This window comes from Mycobacterium sp. E796 (assembly GCF_001672815.1).
In the GTDB taxonomy this organism is placed as follows: domain Bacteria; phylum Actinomycetota; class Actinomycetes; order Mycobacteriales; family Mycobacteriaceae; genus Mycobacterium.
The window spans coordinates 1-17173 of record NZ_LZKK01000028.1 but is presented as its reverse complement, the minus strand read 5'-3'; the positions used below and the strand labels follow the sequence as shown (position 1 = coordinate 17173).

General features: G+C 71.6%; 15 protein-coding genes and 1 pseudogene. 7 read left to right on the top strand and 9 right to left on the bottom strand.

The window, feature by feature from the left end; genetic code table 11:
- On the bottom strand, window positions 1-1256 hold a 1256-nt coding region (locus tag A5706_RS02025; protein WP_231984948.1), incomplete at its 3' end, for an ATP-dependent helicase.
- Between the two features lie 159 nt (window positions 1257-1415).
- Between A5706_RS02025 and mrx1 the strand changes: the two genes are divergently transcribed.
- Window positions 1416-1661: a mycoredoxin Mrx1 gene (gene mrx1, locus A5706_RS02020; protein WP_068126539.1), complete on the top strand. Its 246-nt coding sequence runs from the start codon at window positions 1416-1418 to the stop codon at window positions 1659-1661.
- 29 nt (window positions 1662-1690) lie between these two features.
- Window positions 1691-2338, top strand: coding sequence for a sensor domain-containing protein (locus A5706_RS02015; protein WP_068126537.1), 648 nt, complete (start codon window positions 1691-1693; stop codon window positions 2336-2338).
- Window positions 2339-2343: 5 nt separating this feature from the next.
- Here the strand turns inward: A5706_RS02015 and nudC are convergent, their stop codons facing one another.
- The 4 genes from nudC to A5706_RS01995 are packed head-to-tail and all read right to left on the bottom strand — an operon-like array spanning window position 2344 to window position 10756.
- Window positions 2344-3267: an NAD(+) diphosphatase gene (gene nudC / locus A5706_RS02010; RefSeq protein WP_068126535.1), complete on the bottom strand. Its 924-nt coding sequence runs from the start codon at window positions 3265-3267 to the stop codon at window positions 2344-2346.
- 6 nt (window positions 3268-3273) lie between these two features.
- Entirely contained in the window at window positions 3274-4344 is a 1071-nt protein-coding gene (locus A5706_RS02005) for a TrkA family potassium uptake protein (RefSeq protein WP_068126533.1), read from the bottom strand.
- A gap of 5 nt (window positions 4345-4349) precedes the next feature.
- On the bottom strand, window positions 4350-7634 hold the full coding sequence (locus A5706_RS02000; protein WP_068126542.1) for an ATP-dependent DNA helicase: 3285 nt from the start codon (window positions 7632-7634) through the stop codon (window positions 4350-4352).
- Window positions 7631-10756 carry an ATP-dependent DNA helicase gene (locus tag A5706_RS01995; protein ID WP_068126532.1) on the bottom strand — a complete coding sequence of 1042 codons (3126 nt, stop codon included), beginning with the start codon at window positions 10754-10756 and terminating at the stop codon, window positions 7631-7633. The genes A5706_RS02000 and A5706_RS01995 overlap by 4 nt, the downstream gene beginning before the upstream one ends.
- 76 nt (window positions 10757-10832) lie before the next feature.
- On the opposite strand from A5706_RS01995, the gene A5706_RS01990 reads away from it, so the two are divergent.
- From A5706_RS01990 to A5706_RS01980, 3 genes are read left to right on the top strand one after another with little or no spacing between them, the layout of a single operon-like run.
- Window positions 10833-11030, top strand: a complete 198-nt coding sequence (locus tag A5706_RS01990; protein ID WP_068126531.1) for a hypothetical protein — start codon at window positions 10833-10835, stop codon at window positions 11028-11030.
- Complete coding sequence (locus tag A5706_RS01985) at window positions 11027-11812, top strand: alpha/beta fold hydrolase (RefSeq protein WP_068126529.1); 786 nt, start codon at window positions 11027-11029, stop codon at window positions 11810-11812. The genes A5706_RS01990 and A5706_RS01985 overlap by 4 nt, the downstream gene beginning before the upstream one ends.
- A 2-nt stretch (window positions 11813-11814) precedes the next feature.
- Window positions 11815-12123 carry an MGMT family protein gene (locus tag A5706_RS01980; RefSeq protein ID WP_068126527.1) on the top strand — a complete coding sequence of 103 codons (309 nt, stop codon included), beginning with the start codon at window positions 11815-11817 and terminating at the stop codon, window positions 12121-12123.
- 124 nt (window positions 12124-12247) lie between these two features.
- Here the strand turns inward: A5706_RS01980 and A5706_RS01975 are convergent, their stop codons facing one another.
- From A5706_RS01975 to A5706_RS01965, 3 genes are all read right to left on the bottom strand, one after another.
- Window positions 12248-13102 carry a TIGR02569 family protein gene (locus tag A5706_RS01975; protein WP_068112877.1) on the bottom strand — a complete coding sequence of 285 codons (855 nt, stop codon included), beginning with the start codon at window positions 13100-13102 and terminating at the stop codon, window positions 12248-12250.
- Between the two features lie 36 nt (window positions 13103-13138).
- The gene (gene moeZ / locus A5706_RS01970; RefSeq protein WP_068126526.1) at window positions 13139-14365 is read right to left on the bottom strand and encodes an adenylyltransferase/sulfurtransferase MoeZ; all 1227 of its coding nucleotides are present in this window, start codon (window positions 14363-14365) and stop codon (window positions 13139-13141) included.
- A 64-nt stretch (window positions 14366-14429) separates the two neighbouring features.
- The gene (locus tag A5706_RS01965; protein WP_082964139.1) at window positions 14430-15455 is read right to left on the bottom strand and encodes a DUF3152 domain-containing protein; all 1026 of its coding nucleotides are present in this window, start codon (window positions 15453-15455) and stop codon (window positions 14430-14432) included.
- 175 nt (window positions 15456-15630) lie between these two features.
- Between A5706_RS01965 and A5706_RS01960 the strand changes: the two genes are divergently transcribed.
- Window positions 15631-16317, top strand: coding sequence for a TetR/AcrR family transcriptional regulator (locus tag A5706_RS01960; protein WP_068126522.1), 687 nt, complete (start codon window positions 15631-15633; stop codon window positions 16315-16317).
- On the opposite strand, the gene A5706_RS01955 is transcribed toward A5706_RS01960, so the two are convergent.
- On the bottom strand, window positions 16304-16576 hold the full coding sequence (locus tag A5706_RS01955) for a DUF3107 domain-containing protein (RefSeq protein ID WP_068112228.1): 273 nt from the start codon (window positions 16574-16576) through the stop codon (window positions 16304-16306). The genes A5706_RS01960 and A5706_RS01955 overlap by 14 nt on opposite strands.
- Window positions 16577-16777: 201 nt before the next feature.
- On the opposite strand from A5706_RS01955, the pseudogene A5706_RS32815 reads away from it, so the two are divergent.
- Window positions 16778-17173: pseudogene (locus tag A5706_RS32815) on the top strand (hypothetical protein); the annotation flags it as partial.

The following is a 17173-nucleotide window of genomic DNA, read 5'->3' as shown; positions in this document are numbered from 1 at the left end:
GCTCCGGCCAGCGCGCCCCCGGCCCGGTGCCGTCGTTTCACGAGCACCCCGACGAAACCGCCGAGGCCGCCGCGGTCGCCAAGTCGATTGCCCGGCTGATCGAATCCGGCACGGCGCCATCGGAGATCGCGGTGCTCTACCGGGTCAACGCGCAATCCGAGGTCTACGAGGAGGCCCTGACCGAGGCCGGCATCACCTACCAGATCCGCGGCGGCCTCGGCGGTTTCGTCGGGGTGCTCGTGAAACGACGGCACCGGGCCGGGGGCGCGCTGGCCGGACAGCTGCAGCTTGCTGCCGGCGACGCGGCCGCGCGCGGCGGCGATCACCTGATTGGCCAGCGACACCACCTGCGGGGTGGACCGGTAGTCGCGTTCCAGGCGCACCACCGTGGCGTCCGGGAACCGCCGCGAGAAGTCGAGCAGGAACCGGGGCGTGGCCCCGGTGAACGAGTAGATGGTCTGGTTGGCGTCGCCGACGACGGTCAGGTCGTCGCGGTCGCCCAGCCACGCCGCGAGCACGCGCTGCTGCAGCGGGGTGACGTCCTGGTACTCGTCGACCACGAAGCAGCGGTAGCGCCCGCGGAACTCGTCGGCGACGGCCGCGTCGTTCTCGATGGCGGCCGCCGTGTGCAGCAGCAGGTCGTCGAAGTCCAGCAGCGTCACCGATTCGTCGCGGACCTTCAGCGCCTCGTAGGCGTCGTAGACGGCGGCGATCTGCTTGGCGTCCATCGGGACGTCCCGGCCGGCGTCGGCCACGGCGGGCGCGTACTCCTCGGGGCCGATCAGCGACGCCTTGGCCCACTCGATCTCCCCGGCCAGGTCGCGGACGTCGTCGCTGCTGACGTTCATCCGGCAGCGGCTGGCCGCGCGGGCGACGACCGCGAACTTGCTGTCCAGCAGTTGCCAGCCGGTGTCGCCGACGACGCGCGGCCAGAAATAGCGCAGCTGGCGGTGCGCGGCGGCGTGGAAGGTCAGGGCCTGCACGGCGCCGACCCCGGGACCCGCGTGCCCGGCGTTGGCGAGCGTGCGCAACCGGGAGCGCATCTCCCCGGCCGCACGCTGGGTGAAGGTGACCGCCAGGACCTGGCCGGCGGCGACGTGGCCGCCCGCGACGAGCTGGGCGATGCGGTGGGTGATGGTGCGGGTCTTGCCCGTTCCCGCGCCCGCGAGCACGCAGACCGGTCCGCGGGGCGCCAGCACCGCTTCGCGCTGCTCGTCGTCCAGCTCGGCGGTCAGTGCATCGGCGACCATCGGCATGGCGTCCATCTTGTCAGCGATGGCCGACAAACCGGGTGCAGCGCCACGCGTGAATAAGGTCGCTTCGGATTCGTGGCCCGCTCCGCTGTGCCCGATTGCCCAACTCCTCAGCATCCCGCTGCGCGGAATGCATCGTCGTCGCGCTACGTTGAGCGGATCATGTCCTCGCTGACCATGTACACGACCTCCTGGTGTGGCTTTTGCCACCGGCTCAAGACGGTGCTGCGCTCCGACGGCATCTCCTACGACGAGGTCGACATCGAGCGAGACCCGGCGGCGGCGGAGTTCGTCAGCTCGGTCAACGGCGGCAACCGGACGGTGCCGACAGTGAAGTTCGCCGACGGGTCCACGCTGACCAATCCGAGCGCGGCCCAGATCAAGGCGAAGCTGGCCGAAGTCGGCTGAAAGCCTGCGGGGCGCCTACGATATCGACCATGGCGTCGCGTGAGCGAGTCCCCTTCCTCGGCAAAGCTTTTGCGCTGATCGCCTGCGGCGCCGTGGCTGTGTCGGCCTGCACGCACGCCGCGCAGCGAACGGGCGCGGCGGGGTCCGCCGACGCGGAATCGCTGATCGTCAGCGTGGAAGACGTGCGGCACATCGCCAACTTCGAGGGCCTCTCCCCCTATGACTACGCGGACCGGCACCAGCCGGCGCCGACGGACATGAAAGCGCCCTACCCGTGCCGGGCAGTGGGCAGCAGCGATCTCACGTTCGCCTCGGGCTGGAAGCAGTTCCGCGCCGTCGCCTACAGCGGCACGACCGACGACCTGGAGCCGGGCGGCATCGCCCCGCTGAATCAGGTCAGCCATGCCGTCGCCGTATACGGGGACCCGGGCACCGCACGCGGGGCCCTCGACCGGCTGGAATCGACGCTGAAGGACTGCCTGTCGTTGCACGACAGCGCCTACGACTTCGCCCTGGACAGGCCGGACGCCTCGACCCTGAAGCTGACTTCGGCGGGATGGAGCCACGTGTATCGCGCGAAGTCCTCGGTGTTGGTGTCCGTGGGCGTGTTGGGCATCGAGCCGACGGAGCAGGTCGCCAACGGCGTCCTTCAGGCGATCGCCGACCGCATCAGGTAGCCGTCTCAGTCGAGCACGGCCCAGGATTCGATGATCACTCGGGCGATCGAGATCGAGCCGGGCAGCAGGAGTTCGGAGTCTGAGGCGCTGCTCCAATCGCCGACCGCGAGCGCCGCGCGCACCTCGTCGCGGGTGAACCACTTCGCCTCGGCGATCTCGCCGTCGTTGAACGAGAACTCCTCGCTCGGGTCGCCCACCGCATGGAAGCCGACCATCAGCGAGCGCGGGAAGGGCCAGGGCTGGCTGCCCAGGTAGCGCACGTCGCGCACGGTCAGGCCGATTTCCTCGCGGATCTCCCGGGCGACGCACACCTCGAAGGACTCGCCGGCCTCGACGAACCCGGCGAGCAACGAGAACATCCGCTCGGGCCACACCGCCTGGCGGGCCAGCACCGCCCGGTCGCCGCCGTCGTGGACGAGGCAGATCACTGCCGGGTCGATGCGGGGGTACTCCTCGTGGCCGGTGACCGGGTTGACCCGCGCCCAGCCGGCCCGAGCGGGGCGCGTCGGTGAGCCGTCCACCGAGCTGAATCGCGCGCTGTCATGCCAATTGAGCAGCGCGATGGCCGAGGACACCAGTTGGCTGCTGGTGTCGTCGAAGATCGGGCCGAGGCTGCGCAGGTTCAGCACCTCGGTCTGGACGTCGGGGTCCTCGGGGGCCTGCAGCGCGCCGCGGACGGCCCAGACATGGCGGCCGCCGTCGATGCGGCCCAGGAACACCGCGTCGGGCGGCGGCTTGTCGCCCAGGGAGGCCGCGGCGCCGAGCACGACCCGGCCGTCGGCGACCAGAACCTGGTTACGCGAATCCACCCGCAGCAGTGCCGCATCCGCCCAACCCGCCGTCGCGGCGTCGACGTCGGTACGTAGCTGGTCGGCGCGGTCGGCGCCGACGCGCGACAGCAGCGGGACGCTCTGCAGCTGGAAGTCCACGATCGCCTAGTGCCCCGCGTGCCGGATGTAGAGCAGCCGGTCGGTGGCCTCGATCGCGTCCACCTCGGGGGCGCCGATGCGCAGCAGGTGGCCATCGCGCACCACGCCGAGCACGATGTCGCGCAAATGTCTTGGAGAGCCGCCGATTTCGGTCTGCTCGACCTCGCGTTCGGCGATGGCCAGCCCGGCGTCGGGGGTCAGCAGGTCCTCGATCATCTCCACCACGCTGGGCGTGCTGGTGGCAAGGCCGAGCAGCCGGCCGGCGGTTTCCGAGGAGACCACCACCGAGTCGGCGCCCGATTGCTGCAACAGGTGCTGGTTCTCGGCCTCCCGGATCGACGCCACGATCTTGGCCTTGGGCGCGATCTCTCGCGCCGTCAGCGTCACCAGCACGGCGGTGTCGTCGCGGCCGGTGGCGACGACGATCGACGCCGCGTGCTGCGCCCCGGCCAGCCGCAGCACATCGGCGCGGGTGGCGTCGCCGCGGACGGTGACCAGCCCGGCCGTCGCGGCGTGCTCGAGGGCGGACCGATCCATGTCGACGACGACGACCTCGCCCTGGGCGGCCTCGTCGCCGAGGATCGCGCCCACCGCCGTTTTGCCCTTCGTGCCGTAGCCGATCACGATCGTGTGGTTGCGCACCTTGCTCCTCCAACGCTGAATCTTCCACGCCTGCCGGGACCGCTCCGAGAGCACCTCGAGCGTCGTGCCGACAAGCACCGCCAGGAACGCGATCCGCAGCGGCGTGAAGACCACCGTGTTGACCAGGCGCGCGGTTTCCGAGTAGGCGGTGATGTCGCCGTAACCGGTGGTCGACAGTGACACCGCCGAGAAGTACAGGCAGTCCAGGAACGTCAGTTGCCCGCCCCGCACGTCGCGGTAACCGCCGCGATCCAGGTACACGACAACGGTGGCGGCCAACAACACCAGCAGCGCGATCGCGACCCGGCGGGTGATGACGCGGGTAGGGCTCGCGGGGTCTTCGGGGATGCGCAGCACCCCGACCAACTGGTGACCGGGCTGGGCGGTCAGGGTTTCGTCCAGGCCGCTGAGTTTGCGCGCCCTACCGTTGGCCACGAGTCCTATGTAACCACGCTGGCGAGCCTCCCATCAGGTGGACGGTCGCCGAGCAACGCAGCCAACTCGTCGGGATCCGGCAGTTCCTCCGGCGTCACAGTGGCGCCGGTGCGCACGTAGTAGAACGCGGTGCGCACCGAGGACTCCGGGAGTTGCGACAACGCGGACCAGGCCAACCGGTAGACGGCGAGCTGGACCGAGGCCTGGCGCATGGCTTCGGGCCCGCGCGGGGGCTCGCCGGTCTTCCAGTCGACGACGGTGGCCCCGCCGTCGGGGTCGGCGAACACGGCGTCGATGCGGCCGCGCACGACGGTCTCGCCGATCGGCATCTCGAACGGCACCTCGACGGCCACCGGCGTGCGGGCCGCCCACGCCGATTTGGCGAACGCCTCCTGCAACGCGGCCAATTCCCGGGTGTCGCCCACTTCGGAGTCCGCCGCGCCCGGCAGGTCGCCGAGGTCGAACAGCGAGTCGGCCCCGTAGAACCGCTGGACCCATGCGTGAAAGGCGTTGCCCAGCAAGGCATGCGGGTCCGGGCGGGTGGGCAGCCGGTGCACCAACCGCTGCGCCGCGGAAACCGGGTCACGCGCCAGGTCCACCAGGCCGCTGACCGAGACCTGGCTGGGCAGGGCGTGCGTGGCCGGGCCGGCCGCCCGCTCCCGCTCGGCCAACAACGCGTCGACGTCGGCCGCCCACCCGTCGACGTCGGCGCCGGTCTCGTCCGGATCGCCCGCCATGGCCCCGGTCACCAGAGCGGCCCCGGCTTCGACGGCGGCGCGCCGCGCGGCCAACGGGTCGGCCGGCCAAATCGCCTCGACCACGTTGTCGCGCATGGGATTTCGTTCACCATCAGCGGGATCGGGTGCCCAGTGTTCCACCACCCCGCACGGATCGCCGTCGGCGGCCGAGCGGTCGATGATGTCCTTGAGCTCGCACAGGAACTCCGACGGGCCGCGCGGTTTGACCCCGGTGGATCCCCACTGATGGCCGGACACCAGCAGCGTGTCCTCCGCCCGGGTGATCGCCACGTACAGCAGCCGGCGTTCCTCGTCGACGCGCCGCTGCTCGAGTTGGCGGCGATGCTCGAAGATCTTGTCCGACAGCTGCTTTCGATTGGTGACGGCCGACGTGTCCAGCACCGGGACGCCCAGCGACCCCGCCGAGGCGCGGTCGCCGCGCAGCAGCGGCGGCAGCTCGGCGGCGTCGGTGAGCCAGCTGCTGCGCGACGCGGTCGACGGGAAGATGCCGCCCGACAGGTGCGCGACCGCGACGACCTGCCACTCCAGACCCTTCGCCGAGTGCACCGTGAGGATCTGGACGCGGTCGCGCGCGACCGCCGACGGGGCGGGCGGCAGACCGTTCTCCACGGTCTCGGCGACGTCGAGGTAGGCCAGCAGGCCGGCGACCGATGCCGTCACCGACTGGTCGGTCGCCACCCGTGTCCGCTCGGCGTAGCCGGCGACGACGTCGGCGAACGCGTCGAGGTGTTCGGCGCCGGTCCAGCCGGCCGAGACCGCCGCGCCGGCGCGGACTTCGCAGTCGACACCCAGCGCGCGGCGCACCTCGGCGACGAGGTCGGGCAGCGAATGACCGAGGTGGCCGCGCAGCGCGCGCAGTTCGGCGGCCAGCGCGGTGATGCGCCGGTACCCCGTGGCCGAGTACGCGCCGGCCGGGCCGGGATCGCTGATCGCGTCGGCCAGGCATGCCGTGTCGAGGTCGGGCCCGGCCGCCATCGCGATCGACTCGGGCGACGCCGGGTCCGAACGTTCCCCGGCAAGGGTCAGCGCGCGCTGCCACAGCGCGGCGATGTCGCGTCCGCCGAGGCGCCAGCGCGGGCCCGTCAGCACCCGCATCGCCGCCGCGCCGGCCGTCGGGTCGGCCACCAGCCGCAGCATCGCCACCACGTCGGCGACCTCGGGGATGGACAACAGGCCGGCCAAACCCACCACCTCGACCGGAATTCCGCGCGCGCGAAGCGCGTCGGCGATGGGCGCCGCGTCGGCGTTGCGGCGCACCAGGACCGCGGCCGTCGGCGGGCCGGCGCCTTCGTCCTCGGCCTGCCGGTGCCGCTGGTCGATCTGGTCGGCGATCCAGTCGCGTTCGGCCACCACGTCGGGCAGCAACGCGCAGCGGACCGTGCCCGGCGGGGCGTCCGGGCGGGGGCGCAAGGCGCGCACGGCGACCGACCGGCGCCGCGCCTCGGCCGAGACGGCGTTGGCCACCCGCAGGGCGCGCGGCGGGTTGCGCCAGCTGGTCCGCAGCTCCAGGACCGGCGCCGGGGTGCCGTCGGAGCGGGGGAAGTCGGTGCAAAACCGGGGCAGGTTGGTCGCCGAGGCGCCGCGCCAGCCGTAGATCGACTGGATCGGGTCACCGACGGCGGTCAGCGCGAGCCCGTCGTCGACCCCGCCGCCGAACAGCGCCGACAGCGCGATTCGCTGGGCGTGCCCGGTGTCCTGGTACTCGTCCAGCAGCACCACCCGGTACCGGTTCCGCAGCTCCTCACCCACCTGCGGGGAGGCCACCGCCAGGCGCGCGGCCGACGCCATCTGCATGCCGAAGTCCATTGCCTTCGCGGCGTGCATTCGCTGGTTCAGCGCGTCGAGCAGCGGCACCAGCTCGGCGCGCTCGGTCTGGGTGGCCAGCAGCCGCAGCAGCCACTGGCTGGGCCCGCGGTCGCGCTGATAGGGGCCGGCCGGCAGCGCGTGGATCAGCCGTTCCAGCTCGACGTGGGTGTCGCGGAGCTGCCCGGTGTCGACGAGGTGCTCGGCCAGCTGTCCCCACAGCCGCAGCACCATCGAGGTGACCGCGGCCGGTGTCTTGTCGGTGCGCAGCTCCCCGCGGTACCCGCTGACGACGTCGAAGGCGAGCTGCCACAGCTCGGTCTCGCCGAGCAGCCGGGTGTCCGGCTCGACCGGCAGCAGCAGGCCGTGGTCGCGCAGCAGCGAGCCGGCGAAGGCGTGGTAGGTGCTGACCGTCGGGGCGCCGTCCGGGTCGAGGGTCGCGCCCAAGCCGATGCCGGCCAGCCGCGACAGCCGGGAGCGGACCCGGCGCAGCAGCTGGCCGGACGCCTTGCGGGTGAACGTCAACCCGAGCACCTGGCCCGGCGCGGCGTAACCGTTGGCGACCAGCCACACCACCCGCGCCGCCATCGTCTCGGTCTTACCGGCGCCGGCCCCCGCGATCACGACCAGCGGCCCCGGAGGCGCGGCGATGACGGCGGCCTGCTCGTCGGTGGGCGGGAAAAGCCCTAGCGCACAAGCCAATTCGACCGGGGTGTAGCGGGCGCTCACGACGCCGCCCCGTCGATGCGGGCCGGACAGCACCGCCGGATCGGGCAGTGGGTGCAGCCGTCGTTGCGCCGGGCGATGAACTGCGGCCCGGCCGTCGCGTCGGCGGCCCGCCGGATCAGGTCGCGCCATTCGTCGCGGCCCGCCGCCGTCAGCGGATCCTGCTCACGTACGGTGGCGCCGCCGGCCCCCGTCTTGCCGACGTAGACCAGCCGCGCGCCGCCCGGCTCTTCGCCCGTGTCGATCATGCCCTCGGCCACCGCCAGCTGATACATCGCCAGCTGCGCGTGTTGTTGGGCGTCATCCTTGCTGACGGGCGTCTTGCCGGTCTTGATGTCGACGATCACCAGCCGGCCGGCCGCATCACGTTCCAGCCGGTCGACCCGCCCGCGCAGCCGGATGTCGCCGCCGTCAGCGCGTGGCTGCGTCAGGGTCCCGTCGACGGCCACCTCGACGCCGACCTCGGTCAGCTCGCCGCGGGTCTGCGCCCGCCACGCGACGAACGCCTCGACCATGGCGCGGTGGCGGGCCAGCTCGTTGGCCGAATGCCACTGCGCGTCGAACGGCAGGTGTTTCCACGCGCGGTCCAGCTCGGCGAGCAGCTCCGATTCGGTTTTGGCCGGTTCGGCGATCAGCGCGTGCAGCACCGAGCCGATGGTGGAGCGCAGGTCCCGCGCGTCGGTTCCGCCGTGCCGCTCGGCCAGCCAACGCAGCGGGCAGTCGTTGAGCGTCTGCAGGGTCGACGGCGTCAGCGTCACCGGGTCGGCGGCGGCCCGTAGCGGTTCGGTGGTGCTGACCGGGATCAGGCCGTGCCAGCCGGCCGGGTCGGCGCCGGGCACGCCGGCGTTGGCCAGCCGAGCCAATTGCGTTGCCGCGCACCGGCGCACGGCGTGGTCCACGGCTCCGTCGGGCGCGCACACGACACCACGCAGCCGGCCGACCAGCGCCGCCGCGGACAACACTCGGGGCGCCGAGACCGGTTGCGCCGCAACGGGATCGCCATCAGACCACTGCTCGATTTCGGAGAAGAACGCCGAGGGCAGCGCGGCGTCTCCGTCCGTCCCGTCCGTGTCGCTGTCCACCGCCGTCACCAGCAGCCGGCGGCGCGCCCGGCCCATGGCCGCCACCAGCAGCCTGCGCTCCTCGGCAAGCAGCGGAGCGCGCACCGAGGCGTCCGCGGTGACGCCGTCGAGCGCGTCGAGCAGCCGCTGCGTGTTCAGCACGCCGCCGCGCGGAATGGTGTTGGGCCACAAGCCTTCCTGCAGCCCGGCGATGATCACGAAATCCCATTCGTGTCCCAGCGCGGCGTGGGCGCTGAGCACCCGGACCTGCTCCGCCTGCGACACCGGCTCGGGGTTGGCGCCGGGCAGCTGCAGCGCGGCGACGTGCTCGACGAGCCCGCGCAGCGACGCGCCGGGCGTGCGGGACACGTACTGGTCGGTGACGTCGAACAGAGCGGTCACGGCCTCGAGGTCCCTGGTGGCCTGGGCGCCGGCAGGGCCGCCACGCTCGCTGGCCGACAGCCAGCGGCGCTGCAGGCCGGACCGATGCCACGCGGCCCAGAGCGTGTAGCGCGGGTCTTGGCCCTCGCCGTGGCAGCGCGCGGCCGCGTGCAGGACGGCACGCACCCGACCCAGCGCGCGGGCGTGCGGCCCGGGCAAGCGCGCGTCGGCCTGCAGGGCCGCGACGAGAAGGTCGCCGAGGTCGTCGGGCGCGTGATCGGCGTTGGCGCGCCGCAGGGTTCGGCCCAGTTGCCGCAGCGACACCGGGTCGATGCGGCCGATGGGTCCGGTCAGCAACGCCAGCGCCTGGTCGCCGTCGAGCCCGTCCGCGGTGGCCGCCAGCACCGTGAGCAGCGTGCGCGCCGCCGGCTCGTCGGACAGCGGTCCGCTCGACGCGGGCGCGGCCACCGGGACGCCGGCAGCGGCCAGGGCGCGCGGCAACCGCGCCCCGGCGCGTGGCACCGACCGCACGATGACGGCCATCTGCGACCACGGAATCCCGTCGATCAGATGGGCACGCCGCAACGCGTCGGCAATCAAGGCCGCCTCCGCATGCGCCGACGCCGCCAGGCGGGCGGTGACGGACCCATCCTCGGGCCCGATGCCCTCGATGCACCTGCCCGCGCCGCCGCCGGGCAACCGGCGCGCGATGCCGCTGACGGCGCGTGCGACGGCGGGCGCGCAACGATGGGACGCCGTGAGCGTCACCGGCGGCGAGTCGTCGGTCAACAGCCCCGACGCCTCGCCGCCCCGGAAGCCGAACACCGCCTGGTTGGGATCACCGGCGACCAGCGTCACCTCGGTGCCCGCGGCCAGCACCCGAACCAGGCGGGCGGCCTGCGGGTCGAGCTGCTGGGCGTCATCGATCAGCAGGACGCGCACCCGGGCGCGCTCGGCGGCCAGCAGTTCCGGGTCGACGGCGAAGGCCTCCAGCGCGGCCCCGACCAACTCGGCGGCGCCGAGCGCCGGCGAGGTCGCCTGCGGCGCGGCCGTCCCAACCGCGGCGCGCAGCAGCATGACCTGCTCGTACTGCCGCGCGAATTGGCCGGCGGCGGTCCATTCGCCACGCCCGCAGAGACGGCCCAGCCGCTCCAATTCCTGCGGGTCGACGCCCCGTTCGGCGCACCGCGCCAACAGGTTTCGCAGCTCGGTGGCGAAGCCGGCGGTGGCCAGCGCGGGCCGCAGATGGGGCGGCCACGCGCTCGCCGCGCGGGGCCCGTCTTCGAGGTCGCCGGCCAGCAGTTCGCGGATGATGGCGTCCTGTTCGGCGCTGGTGAGCAGCCGCGGGGGCGGATCACCGGCGCGCTCGGCGGCCCGGCGCAACACCGCGTACGCGTAGCTGTGCACGGTCCGGACCAGCGGCTCGCGTACCGCGGCACGGCCCGCGGCATTACGCGATCGCAGCAGCGCCGTCGTCAATGCGCTGCGCGCCCGCGGCCCCATCCGCCCGGAACCGGTAAGCAGCAGAACCGATTCCGGATCGACACCCGCGCCGATCTGCGCGATCGCGGCGTCGACCAACAGGGTGCTCTTGCCGGTGCCGGGGCCGCCCAGGACACGCACCCGTCCGCGCAGGCCGGGCGCCAGCACGGCGCGGGCCTCGTCGTCCCAGGTGTATGACATGGCTGCATGCAATCACGAGGGTCTGACAGCTTCCGGGATACTGGACCCGAGAAGCCGAAACGCGAGGAGGGGATGGATGAGCAACGGTCCCGATGACGTGGTGCCCGAGGCGGACGCGGTCGAACAGCGCCTGGCCCTCGACCCGGAGGAGGAGGCCGGCCTGGACACGGCCTACCTGGACGCCGCCGCAGATCGCGAGGCCAACGAAGCGGACGTCATCGAGCAGGCGTATATCGTTCCGGTCGACGACGACTGGGACGACTCCGCCGGGTGACCGCCGACCTGCATGTGCACCGCTACGGCCCGCGCGGTCCGGTACGGATGCTTGCCCTGCACGGGCTGACCGGTTATGGCGGGCGCTGGCAACATCTGGCCGGCTACCTGCCCGAAATTGCGATCGCCGCACCGGATTTGCTCGGCCACGGTCGGTCATCCTGGGCGGCGCCGTGGACCATCGACGCCAACGTCTCGGCGCTGGCGGCGCTGCTCGACGACGCAGCCGACGCGCCGGTGCTGGTGGTCGGGCACTCGTTCGGCGGGGCGCTGGCGCTCCGATTGGCCGCGGCTCACCCGGACCGGGTGGCGGCGCTGCTGCTGCTCGACCCGGCGGTCGGGCTGGACGGTGGCTGGATGCGCGACATCGCCGAGGCGATGTTCTCCTCCCCCGACTACCGCGGCGCCAGGGAGGCCCGCATGGAGAAGTCCGTCGGTTCCTGGTCGGACGTGGACCCCGCCTGGCTCGACACCGAGATCGACGAGCACCTGATCGAGCTGCCCAACGGGCGTTACGGCTGGCGCGTCAGCATGCCGGCCATGATGTCGTACTGGAGCGAGCTGGCCCGGGATGCCGCGCTGCCGCGGGCCGGGACGGTGACGACGCTCGTGCGGGCCAAGCAGACGTCGCCGCCGTACGTCGGCGACGAGTTGATCGCGGGACTGCACGGGCGGCTGGGATCCGATTTCCGGCTGCTGGATTTCGACTGCGATCACATGGTGTCTCACTCCCGGCCCACCGAGGTCGCGGCGTTGATCCGCGAGCTGCTGGAAGCCCACTGACCGTGGCGCCGGTGACCGACGAGCAGGTCGAGCGGGTGCGCGCGCTGGTCGCGGCGATCCCCTCGGGCCGGGTCGCCACCTACGGCGACATCGCCTCTGTCGCAGGGCTTTCCAGCCCGCGCATCGTCGGATGGGTGATGCGGACCGACTCCTCGGACCTGCCCTGGCACCGGGTGATCACCGCGTCCGGCCGTCCCGCGCGACATCTGACCACCCGGCAGCTGGAGCTGCTGCGCGCCGAGGGCGTGCTGGCCGTCGACGGCAGGATCGCGCTGGACGAGGTCCGCTACGAGTTCCCGCAAGGGAGTTAGCGGCGACTGGGCCGTCCAGTGTGCACTCACGGCTTTGCGTGTGAGTCCACGGTGTAGATTTCGCGGATCTACCGCCCCCCACACACACTCGAAGCCGTGGGTTCACTCAGGTGTGTGACTAAGGCTAGAGCACTAGGCGGACCAGGGCCGCCGTGCGAGCCAGCCCAGGGAACGCCTCGGCCGTCGACCGCGGGTGCAGCGCATGTACAGCCAAGCGAAACATCAAGGCCCGCAACAACATCTGCGGCCACTCGGGCAACGCGTTCCAGCGTTCGATGAGCCCGTCGTCGGCCTCACCCCAGGACAGCGCGTCGACGACGACGACGCCCGCCGCCCACGACGCGGGCCGCCAGTAGGGGGTGATGTCGGTGATGCCCGGCGCCGCGGTTCCGATGAAAAGCACTGTGCCGTAAAGGTCTCCATGCACGAGCTGGTTGGGGCTCTTGGTCGGCTTGCGCAGCGTGGCGAGCTGGTTGATCAGCTCGACCGACTTCTCGGCGTCCGACGACGGCGGCGCCGTGCGCGCGCCTGGCGGCACCGACGCCAGCGGCCGTTCTTCCCACGCGGCCCGGTCGGCGGCGATGAAGACGTCGACGTCGCCCCACGGCGCGGTCGGGCCCTGGGTCAGGAAGCGGGGGCGTTCCAGCTTGCCGGTCGCCTCGTGCAGGCGCACCGCCGCCGAGACGACCTCGTCATGCCGCGGCTCGGGCGTGCCCGCGACGAAGGTGTCGGCCCGCCACCCGGACACCACGTAGCGCCCGTCGGTGGAACGAACCGGCCGGGCCAGCCGGACGCCGTCGACGAACAACGTCTCGCGGACCCGCGCCGACCAGGCCGCGCGGGCGTGGTCGGCGACGATCGACAGCACGACCTCGCCACACCGCCAGCCGCCTTCCCAGCTTGCCCCCAGCGGGATGGGCTTGACGCCGGTCAAACCAAACGCCGCCAGCACATGCTCCGGCGGTGGCTCGACTGTCACACCGGTAGCGTAATGGAGCCGATCGGCGGTATCGGGTCAGTACATCACCATGTCGGGCTGCATCTGTTCGGCCCACGCCACGATGCCTCCCTGCAAATGCACCGCATCCGAGAACCCGGCTTTCTTCACCGCGGCCAGCGCCTCGGCGGAGCGCACGCCGGTCTTGCAGTACAGCACCGCCTTGCGGTCGTGGGGCAGTCGCGCCAGGCCCTCACCGGAGCTGAACAGCGACTTCGGGATCAGCTGGGCGCCGTCGATGTGGTTGATGTCCCACTCCACCGGCTCGCGGACGTCGATCAGGGCCAGCTTCTTGCCGGAGTCCAGCAACTCCCGCAGCTCCCGCGGGGTGATGGTGGAATCGGCGGCCGCGGCGGCGCCCTCCTCGGAAACCGCGCCGCAGAAATCCTCGTAGTCGATCAGCCCGGTGATCCTGGGTGTGGACGGGTCCTTGCGGATGCGGATCGTGCGGTAGCTCATCTGAAGCGCGTCGTAGATCATCAGCCGGCCCAGCAGCGGCTCGCCGATCCCGGTGATCAGCTTGATCGCCTCGGTGCCCATCACCGACGCGATCGACGCGCAGATGATGCCCAGCACCCCGCCCTCGGCGCAGGACGGGACCAGCCCGGGCGGCGGGGGCTCGGGGTAGAGGTCGCGGTAATTCAAACCCCGTCCATCGGGGGCGTCCTCCCAGAACACCGACACCTGGCCCTCGAAGCGATAGATCGACCCCCACACGCAGGGCTTGCCGGCCAGCACCGCCGCGTCGTTGACCAGATACCGGGTGGCGAAGTTGTCGGTGCCGTCCACGATCAGGTCGTACTGGCGGAACAGGTCGACCGCGTTGTGCGGCTCCAGCCGGAACTCGTGCAAGCGCACGTCGACCAACGGGTTGATGGCCGCGATCGAGTCGCGCGCCGACTGGGCCTTGGACCGCCCGACGTCGGCGACGCCGTGGATGATCTGGCGCTGCAGGTTGGACTCATCGACGACGTCGAAGTCGACGATGCCGATGGTGCCCACGCCCGCCGCGGCCAGGTAGAGCAAGGCGGGGGCGCCGAGCCCGCCGGCGCCGATCACCAGCACCCGCGCGTTCTTGAGCCGCTTCTGGCCGTCGACGCCCAGGTCGGGAATGATCAGGTGGCGGCTGTAGCGGGCCACCTCGTCGCGGCTCAGCTGGGCTGCGGGCTCGACCAGCGGCGGCAGTGACGTCTCGGATGTCGACACCGAACAGACTCCTCGGTAGCTTTCGTCAGCTCTATCCATCACAACAGTTGCCGCGATCAACGGCAAACAGCCGCGGTCGCTTCCCGGCTGGGCGCCAAGCGCGCTAGGCGATCGGATACGGCCAGGGGTTGAACCGGCAGGTCTTCCCGTCGGCCTTGACGAAATCGGGGTCGAACTTGGCGGCGTCGTCGTTCGACGTGGAGAACGTCTGCTGCATCATCACCGGCGCCAGGCCGCCCTGCTGCTCGCAGGGCTCGTGACGCACGTATCCGATGGCGTGGCCGACCTCGTGGTTGATCACGTACTGCCGATAGGAGCCGACGTCGCCCTCGAACGGCACGGCTCCGCGCACCCAGCGGGCCTCGTTGATGAAGACCCGCGCCTGCCGGTCGGGCCCGTAAACCGGGTTGTAGCAGGAGGTCTCCAACCGGAATTCGTAGCCGCACCCGCCGCGCACTGTGACAGGGGACACCAGCGAGATCCGGAAGTCGGGCTTGCCGTTATCGATCCGGACGAAGGCGAACTGCGGGTTGTGCGTCCAGCCCTTGGGATTGCCGAGCGTCTGGTCGACCATCTCGGCGAAGGCCTCGTCGCCGCCGAACATCGTTGGATCGATGCCGTTTTCGACCTCCACGGTGTACTTGAACACCTTGGCGGTGCCCTGACCCACCTGGGGCACCGTGCCGGGCACGACATGCCAGGTCTTGTCGCCCGCCTCGGTGAACGGCCCGCCGTCCGGCAGCGTCCCGGCGGGCAGGTTGGCGTCGAAGGCGGCGAGCCCGCGGGGTGGCGCGTCGATGATCGACGTGCCCACCGCGCCGATGTCCGGTGTGCCCTGGATGGATTGCGCGGCCGTCGGTTTCGGCGCGCTCGTCCCGGTGACGGTCTGATAGATCACCAACCCGGTGAGCACCGTCAAAATGGGCAACGCGTACGCCCGCCAGCCGTAGGTGGAGACGAACCGTCCCAGCCACGTTTGCTTACGCCATTGGCGCGGCCGCTCGCGGTCGGCGCGGGTCCGTCCGACCCCAGGACCGATCGGGTCACGAAGCGCGCGAAGTGGTTCTCGCCACTCGTCGCGCACCATGGGTACCCGACCGGTGCCGCGCACGGGCCGCTGGGACGTCATTGCCCCAGGATTGCACAGCTGCCGCGGTGACCGCCCCTGGCGCGCCCGAATGCGGCGCGCGACACCGTGTCTGCCAGCGGCGACGGCGGCGATGACGATCGCGAACCGACCGCGGGTAGTAATGTCTGTGCGACGAGGCCGCGAGCGGCGGCGGCGACGACCAGATGAGGACTCGATGAGCGATCTCGCCAAGCCGGCGGCACGACGCGCCGTCAAACCGGCCGACCGTAGTCGGCCGGGAGATGGCGTCGTGGCCGCCAACCGGCGGGGCAACCGCTTGCCACGCGACGAGCGGCGGGGCCAACTGCTGATCGTCGCCAGCGACGTCTTCGTCAACCGCGGCTATCACGCGGCCGGCATGGACGAAATCGCGGATCGGGCCGGTGTCAGCAAACCGGTTCTGTACCAACACTTTTCGAGCAAACTTGAGCTGTACCTGGCGGTGCTGCACCGGCACGTCGACAACCTGGTCTCCGGTGTGCAGCAGGCCTTGAGCACCACCACCGACAACCGGCGGCGGTTGCACGCGGCCGTGCAGGCGTTCTTCGACTTCATCGAGCACGACAGCCAGGGCTACCGGCTGATCTTCGAGAACGACTACGTCACCGAGCCCGAGGTCGCCGCGCAGGTGCGGGTCGCCACCGAATCCTGCACCGACGCCGTGTTCGATCTGATCAGCGCCGATTCGGGCCTCGACCCGCACCGCGCCCGGATGATCGCGGTGGGGCTGGTCGGCATCAGCGTCGACTGCGCCCGGTACTGGCTGGACTCCGACCGCCCGATCTCCAAGGCCGACGCCGTCGACGGCACCGTGCAGTTCGCCTGGGGCGGACTGTCACACGTGCCGCTCACTCGCCCTTAGCGCCCTTTCCCGCGTGCTTGCCGGCCGTCTCGGCCCCGATCCCGAACCCGACCCGGCGGGCGTCTGCGACACCGATTTCGACGTAGGCGATCTTGGAGCTCTGAATCAGGAAGCGTCGACCCCGCTCGTCGTTCAGGCTGAGCAGGCCCGAGCTGTCGCGCAGCGCGCCCGCGACGAGCTCTTCGACTTCGGCTTGCGTCTGCGTACTGGACAGGACCAGCTCCCGCGGACTGTCCGTGATACCGATCTTGACCTCCACGGTGGCCCCTTCCGTTCGTATCAATGGCGTTGAAGTCGTCAGACGTGTCAGCAGCAGGCTAGTGGACGCGCCGTCACCGCATGTCCCCCCGGCCCCCCGGTTCGCGGTAAGCGAACCGCGGCCCGACCGAAGATAACGATTCGCTCCCAGCTCGGCCAACATGGCGTCCGTCGCCCGGTCGCCTATAGTCACATCGGTAACATCGGCACCATCAGAAACATGCTCACCGATCGTCTCGGCCCGGACCCTGGCTACGTTCAGGACTACCCCGACGACGACTACGACGGAGCCGACACCGAGGACCTGGGCGGCTACGGCGACCTCGCCTGGCCGGCCGACACCCGCTGGCGCCCCGCCGCCGCGATCCTGGGCGCGGTGGTGGCCCTCGGCGCCGTCGCGACCGCCGTCATCATCAACAGCGGCGACAGCGCGTCGACGAAGGCGACCGTCGGGGCGCCGCCGCCCCGGACGCTGACCTCCGCGCCGCCCGTGCCCCGGACTCCGGTGGCCCAGCCCAGCCCGTCGGCGACCCCCTCCCAGACACCCTTGCCGCCCGAGACGGTGACCACCCTGACCCCACCGCCCAGCGCGTCGACC

Bases quoted from the DNA above. Each gene is read 5' to 3' on its own strand.
- mrx1 (WP_068126539.1), top strand. From the start codon at position 1,416: ATGTCCTCGCTGACCATGTACACGACCTCCTGGTGTGGCTTTTGCCAC.
- A5706_RS02015 (WP_068126537.1), top strand. From the start codon at position 1,691: ATGGCGTCGCGTGAGCGAGTCCCCTTCCTCGGCAAAGCTTTTGCGCTG.
- A5706_RS01995 (WP_068126532.1), bottom strand. From the start codon at position 10,756: ATGTCATACACCTGGGACGACGAGGCCCGCGCCGTGCTGGCGCCCGGC.
- A5706_RS01990 (WP_068126531.1), top strand. From the start codon at position 10,833: ATGAGCAACGGTCCCGATGACGTGGTGCCCGAGGCGGACGCGGTCGAA.
- moeZ (WP_068126526.1), bottom strand. From the start codon at position 14,365: ATGGATAGAGCTGACGAAAGCTACCGAGGAGTCTGTTCGGTGTCGACA.
- A5706_RS01965 (WP_082964139.1), bottom strand. From the start codon at position 15,455: ATGACGTCCCAGCGGCCCGTGCGCGGCACCGGTCGGGTACCCATGGTG.
- A5706_RS01960 (WP_068126522.1), top strand. From the start codon at position 15,631: ATGAGCGATCTCGCCAAGCCGGCGGCACGACGCGCCGTCAAACCGGCC.